Origin of the sequence: Kribbella sp. NPDC051718 (genome assembly GCF_040681515.1) — a bacterium.
Taxonomy (GTDB): domain Bacteria; phylum Actinomycetota; class Actinomycetes; order Propionibacteriales; family Kribbellaceae; genus Kribbella.
Window position 1 is genome coordinate 1,772 of the sequence record NZ_JBFAYZ010000029.1, and the last position, 1,529, is coordinate 3,300.

Here is a 1,529-nt window from a genome sequence, read left to right on the forward strand (position 1 = left end):
TCTTGGACTGGTTTTTCTGGGTCACTACTACACCTGGCTGCTGGATCTTTGCGGATCTTGGGAGTGGGTGTAGCTGTGTGGCTGGGGCCGGCTCTCACCAAACCGCTGGTGATGGGAGTTCGTTCGGGTGTCTTTTCCCTGGGCGAGTGACTGTTCGAGGTAGGTGGTGTTCAGGGTCGGTGTTCCTGCCCGTATTTTGAGAACTGTATAGTGGACGCGAGCATCTTCAGTAGTAATTTTCTTGTTGTTTTTGTGACAAGCTACTAAGGGCAATCGGTGGATGTCTAGGCACCAAGAGCCGATGAAGGACGTAGGAGCCTGCGATAAGCCCCGGGGAGTTGGCAACCAAGCTGTGATCCGGGGGTGTCCGAATGGGGAAACCCAGCTGGCATTCTAAAGCCAGTTACCAGTGCCTGAACACATAGGGTTCTGGAGGGAACGCGGGGAAGTGAAACATCTCAGTACCCGCAGGAAGAGAAAACAATAGTGATTCCGTGAGTAGTGGCGAGCGAAAGCGGATGAGGCTAAACCATGTGCGTGTGATAGCCGGCGTGCGTTGCGTATATGGGGTTGTGGGAGCATTCAGATCCTAATGCCGTGGGGTCGGGGAGTTATAAATCACTGTTGAAGTCGAATTTTCTGGAAAGTTGAGCCGTAGTGGGTAAGAGCCCCGTAGGCGTAAGACAGTGACTTCCGAGTGTTTTCCCAAGTAGCACGGGACTCTTGAAATCCCGTGTGAATCTGGCGGGACCACCCGCTAAGCCTAAATACTTCTTGGTGACCGATAGCGGACTAGTACCGTGAGGGAAAGATGAAAAGTACCCCGGGAGGGGAGTGAAATAGTACCTGAAACCGGTTGCCTACAATCCGTCGGAGCGCTCACTTTGTGGGTGTGACGGCGTGCCTTTTGAAGAATGAGCCTGCGAGTTAGTGGTATGTGGCGAGGTTAACCCGTGTGGGGTAGCCGTAGCGAAAGCGAGTCTGAATAGGGCGCTTTAGTCGCATGCTCTAGACCCGAAGCGGAGTGATCTATCCATGGGCAGGTTGAAGCGCGGGTAAGACCGCGTGGAGGACCGAACCCACCAGGGTTGAAAACCTGGGGGATGACCTGTGGATAGGGGTGAAAGGCCAATCAAACTCCGTGATAGCTGGTTCTCCCCGAAATGCATATAGGTGCAGCGTCGCGTGTTTCTTACCGGAGGTAGAGCACTGGATGGTCTAGGGGGCTTACCGGCTTACCGAAATCAGCCAAACTCCGAATGCCGGTAAGTGAGAGCGCGGCAGTGAGACGGCGGGGGATAAGCTCCGTCGTCGAGAGGGAAACAGCCCAGATCACCAGCTAAGGCCCCTAAGCGATTGCTAAGTGGAAAAGGATGTGGAGTTGCCCAGACAACCAGGAGGTTGGCTTAGAAGCAGCCACCCTTGAAAGAGTGCGTAATAGCTCACTGGTCAAGTGATTCCGCGCCGACAATGTAGCGGGGCTCAAGCAATCCGCCGAAGCTGTGGCATTCACACTTGTACCCGGCCAG

General features: G+C 54.5%; 1 rRNA gene (cut by a window edge). It reads left to right on the plus strand.

Annotated elements, in window-relative coordinates:
* Positions 1–253: 253 nt before the first annotated feature.
* Positions 254–1,529: ribosomal RNA gene (locus AB0M15_RS41790) — 23S ribosomal RNA — on the plus strand; it runs 1,939 nt beyond the window's last position.